This window comes from Rhodopila sp. (assembly GCF_035548235.1).
Classification (GTDB): Bacteria; Pseudomonadota; Alphaproteobacteria; order Acetobacterales; family Acetobacteraceae; genus Rhodopila.
In genome coordinates this window covers 1-4,027 of sequence record NZ_DASZTJ010000154.1, presented here as the reverse complement: position 1 = coordinate 4,027, position 4,027 = coordinate 1, and the positions used below count along the sequence as shown (strand labels likewise).

The 4,027-nt window shown below is 65.9% G+C and carries 5 protein-coding genes; 2 read left to right on the top strand and 3 right to left on the bottom strand.

The features are described from left to right. Both VHB27_RS13180 and VHB27_RS13175 read left to right on the top strand, forming a co-directional pair. The coding region (locus VHB27_RS13180) for a hypothetical protein (protein ID WP_413788628.1) at positions 1 to 1,220 on the top strand (1,220 nt) is incomplete at its 5' end. Between the two features lie 25 nt (positions 1,221 to 1,245). Further along, the gene (locus VHB27_RS13175) at positions 1,246 to 2,235 is read left to right on the top strand and encodes a glycosyltransferase (protein ID WP_325601092.1); all 990 of its coding nucleotides are present in this window, start codon (positions 1,246 to 1,248) and stop codon (positions 2,233 to 2,235) included. Between the two features lie 76 nt (positions 2,236 to 2,311). Here the strand turns inward: VHB27_RS13175 and VHB27_RS13170 are convergent, their stop codons facing one another. The 3 genes from VHB27_RS13170 to VHB27_RS13160 all read right to left on the bottom strand — a co-directional run bounded on the left by VHB27_RS13170 (position 2,312) and on the right by VHB27_RS13160 (position 3,801). Then, positions 2,312 to 2,596: a hypothetical protein gene (locus VHB27_RS13170; RefSeq protein ID WP_325601090.1), complete on the bottom strand. Its 285-nt coding sequence runs from the start codon at positions 2,594 to 2,596 to the stop codon at positions 2,312 to 2,314. A 176-nt stretch (positions 2,597 to 2,772) separates the two neighbouring features. Continuing rightward, on the bottom strand, positions 2,773 to 2,982 hold the full coding sequence (locus VHB27_RS13165; RefSeq protein ID WP_325601088.1) for a cold-shock protein: 210 nt from the start codon (positions 2,980 to 2,982) through the stop codon (positions 2,773 to 2,775). 384 nt (positions 2,983 to 3,366) lie between these two features. Next, positions 3,367 to 3,801 (bottom strand): nuclear transport factor 2 family protein, encoded by a 435-nt coding sequence (locus VHB27_RS13160; RefSeq protein ID WP_325601086.1) that lies wholly within the window; start codon positions 3,799 to 3,801, stop codon positions 3,367 to 3,369. Positions 3,802 to 4,027 lie beyond the last annotated feature (226 nt).

Below are 4,027 nucleotides of genomic sequence, written 5' to 3'. Positions count from 1 at the left end.
AGCGGCGGGCGGTGCCCCAACGCCTGGCCGACGCGGTCGGGCGCACCGGCGGCCGGGTCGTCAGCCTGAGCCGCGGCCGCAGCCAGATCCTGTCGCTGGCAAAGAAGTTGCGCGCGCTGGCCGCCGACGTGGATCTCGTCGTCCTGCATGTCGACACGCGCGATATCGTACCGATGCTGGCCTTCGCGGATATGCCGAACCGCCCGACGATCGCCTATCTGGACCATGCCGATCATCACATGTGGCTCGGGACCAATATCGCCGACATCCTGATCAGCCTGCGGCGCTCGGGCCTCGAGCTGGCCTGCGCGCGGCGCGGCATCGCGCGGGAGCGATGCGTGCTGCTGCCGATTCCGGTCACCGACATCGCGCGCAGCCAGACGCGGGAGGAGGCGAAGCGCGCACTGGGCATCGACCCGGACACCACGCTGCTTCTTTCGGTGGCGCGTGGCGTGAAGTTCCGCCCGGTCGATGGCATGACCTACGCGGATGCCCACCTGCCGTTCCTGAAAAGCCATCCCGAAGCCATGTTGATGGTGGTCGGCAGCGGCGACCGGGCCGATTGGGCGCCGGCGCAGGCCGAGGTGCAGGGGCGCATCGTTGGCCTGCCCGAGACGAGCCGGACGGCCCCTTATTTCGAGGCCGCCGACATCTATGTCGACGCGTTTCCGTTTGTTTCGACCACCTCGCTGCTGGAGGCGGGCAGCTACGGCCTGCCCCTGGTCAGCCGCTTTCCTTTTCCGGACGGCTCGGAAATTCTTGGCGCGGACATGCCGGGCCTGGACGCCACGTTGCAGCGCACCCGGTCGCTCTCGGCCTATACCGCCATGCTGGAACGACTGGCCGCCGATCCGGCCTACCGGACCCGGCTGGGCGCGGACACTGCGGCCGGCATCGCGGCGGTGCATCGCGGCAGCGGATGGCGCGCCGCGCTCGAGGCCATCTACGCCCGGGCCGCGGAGATCGCGCCGGTCACGCCCGAGGCGGACCGGACAGACGTTCCGGTCTTCGGCGGCCCGGACGTGTTCATCCCTTACATCCACGGTGCGGGCCAGGACCGCGACCAACTGCTGTGCCAGTTGCTCGGCCTGATGCCGTTGCGCCGGCGCGCCCGCCACTGGCTGGATCTGGCGATCCGCCGCGGACTGAACTTTGGCGGACGACGAGACCTCCTGAAATGCTGGGTGCCGAGCTGGCTCGTCGCCCGCGTCCGGTCCTGAGCGACCCGACAGGGGAGACCCAGCGATGCCCCGCTTCAATTTCGTTGTCGGGCGCGACGCGGACACGCTGTCCCGCCTGGCGTCCATCCAGGACCTGGCCGGGCTGGTCGACGCCGATCCCGCCGAGGCGGCGGCGATCTTCGCCGATGGCGAGCTGGTCTGGTGCCTGCAGACCTACATCCTCCTGGCCAATCGCGGCGCGCTGTCGGTGTCGTGCACCAACGCCCTGGACGACGGATGCGTGAACATCGTCCATTCCGACCGGCTGCTCAACATCCGGGGGCGGCCGTCGGCATTCGTCGTCTGTGCGCGCGCGGACTATCCGAAACGCCATTGGGCCCAGCACCATATCGTCCAGAACCGGACGCAGGCCGGCCCGGCGGCGTCCTATATCCCGCATTGGGTTCAGCCTGGTTTGCGCAAGCGGGATCCCCGGCGTCGCGGAGTGCTCCGCGTCGGCTATGCTGGTCAGATTTCCCGGAACCTCGCCGGCGGCGTCGCCGAGTGGGAGGCGCTGTTCCGTCCCCACGGGATTGAGTTCGTGCTGTTGCCGAAAGAGGCATGGCACGACCTTCGCGCAATCGACGTGCTGGTCGGGGTGCGCAGCTTCGACGGCCGGCCGCACGATACCAAGCCGCCCAGTAAGCTGTTCAATGCCTGGCACGCCGAAATCCCGTTCATCGGTGGCGCGGATTCAGCGTTCCGCCAGGTCGGCATGCCGGGGCGAGATTACATCGCCGTACGCACGAAGCAGGAGGCCCTGGACGCGGTGCTGATGCTGCGCGACGATCCGGCGCGGTATCGCGACATGGTCGAATCAGGAAAGCGCCGCGCACGGACCTACTGCAACGCCAGAATCGCGGAGACGTGGGAGCGGGTGCTGACAGAGGATGTCGCGCGCCGTTATTGGCGATGGTGCCGGGCGGCTGGGCGAGAGCGCGCCTTGTTCCATGCCATGCAATCCTTCGGCCTGGGCCTTCATGGCGCCAAGCAGATCGTGAAGCGCCTGGCCTGAGGCGGCGGCGTTCGAACGCAGCGCCCTGGGCCGCCCCGGCGCCCCGGACAACCTCTCCATCGATTGCTTACGCGGGTCAATCGGCCTTGGATTGCGACTTTTTACGTTTCGCGGGGGTCTTCTTGCTTTGGGAGGCCGGCTCCGGCTGCTGACCGGCGGCATCACGCGCGAGGCGAAGGGCTCTTAGATGCTCGGTCTTACGGAGGACCGCTGCCCTTTCCGCCTCATATTCGCTACTGCTTTTTTTGGCGTCGTCCTTGAACTTGGCGCGAAGCCGCTCCCGGGCGTGGCTATCGTCGACGGCGCGTTGAGAAGGGAACGGCGTGTTCCACGTCAGGCCGGCAACAGGGCGGTCGGGCATGCTTGACCTCCAACATATCGTGTCGGTTCGGACTACCGAACCAACGTTTCGCCGCGGGTGGAGAGCACGGGCGAGCTTCGCACTTTCGCCGCCGGCCGGAAGGCGCGGTTGGCGGCGCCTTCCGGTTCGTGCGGCAGCAGGAAAGTGCGAGACCTGATTGTCGGTCGCGGTCCCGATCAGGTCGCGACGGACAGGTTCTCGGCGGATTCCTTGCCGTTGCGCCCCATCTGGCGCTCATAAGAGATGCGCTGACCTTCCGCGATATTGTGCAATCCGGCCCGCTCCACGGCGCTGATGTGCAGGAACACATCCTTGCTGCCGTCTTCCGGCTGGATGAAGCCATAGCCCTTCTGGGCGTTAAACCACTTCACTGTTCCGACTGGCATTCGGTTTCTCCTATAAAAAATAACACCCCAAAGTCTGACCCGGGCGTGCGAAGGGCAAGGATCGTCAGCGTTGGGAAGAAGAAACCGTACTTTTTTGTGCGGGCTTCGCGCGTAAATCGCGCCAACTACGTCCGTTCCGTTCCGCGATCTTATACCGTTCGGGCGAAACCACAATCGTTCATTTTCGAAAGCCTGGATATCGCAAAGGTCAATCCAGCGCCTGGGCGCGGGGCGATGCCACCGTTACCCTCCAGTTTCGGGCGTGCCGGCGCTCGGCCGGGGCGGCCAGTAGACGGAACGGACCATGCGGCCGAACCAGGGGACGGAGCCCGCTCGTCGCGCCGATAACGACGGCGGCCCAGCGCCGAGCCGGGGGGAAGGACGTCAGCGATCGGCCGTCATGCGCAGCACGACGCGCAGGTGCTTGTATTTCCACTGCCCGTCGACCTTTACGTAGTCGTCGTCATAGCGCAGGGCTAGCCATTTTTCGTCGTTGGTGTCGGCATAGGTCCACGGCCCCATGATGTACCAGATGCCGGTCGCGCGGTTTCCGTCGACCGTGATCCGCGGATTCATGATGTTGTGCTGGGAGAAGCTGAATGTTTTCTGGAAATTGCTGAACAGATCGCGGATCTCGGCGTGGCCGACGGCCTTGCCGAAATCGGGGCTTTCCCAGATTCCGTCCTCGGCGAAGAGGGCCTCGATGCGATCCGGGTTGTGCATGTCGTCGCAGATTTCGCAATAGAGCGCCTTGAGTTGCTTGATCGCCTCGATGTCCTCCATCCGGGTGATCCGCTTTTCGAGATCGGTCGCATCCATCGTCGTTCGCCTCCCTTGCACGCGCCTGGCTTTGCCGGCGCGATCCGGACAATCCGGTTGTCATGCGATGGATTCATACCAGCGTGGTCCATGCCAGCGCCAGCGGCGCGCCGGGAACAATTCGATTGGGCCGCCCGGCGGACGGGCGCATGATGAACGAGCGCGTGCCCGGTGCGCAAAAGGCGCGTCCGCCATGCGCTGGAGGGGCGAAAAGGCTGCCCCTCGC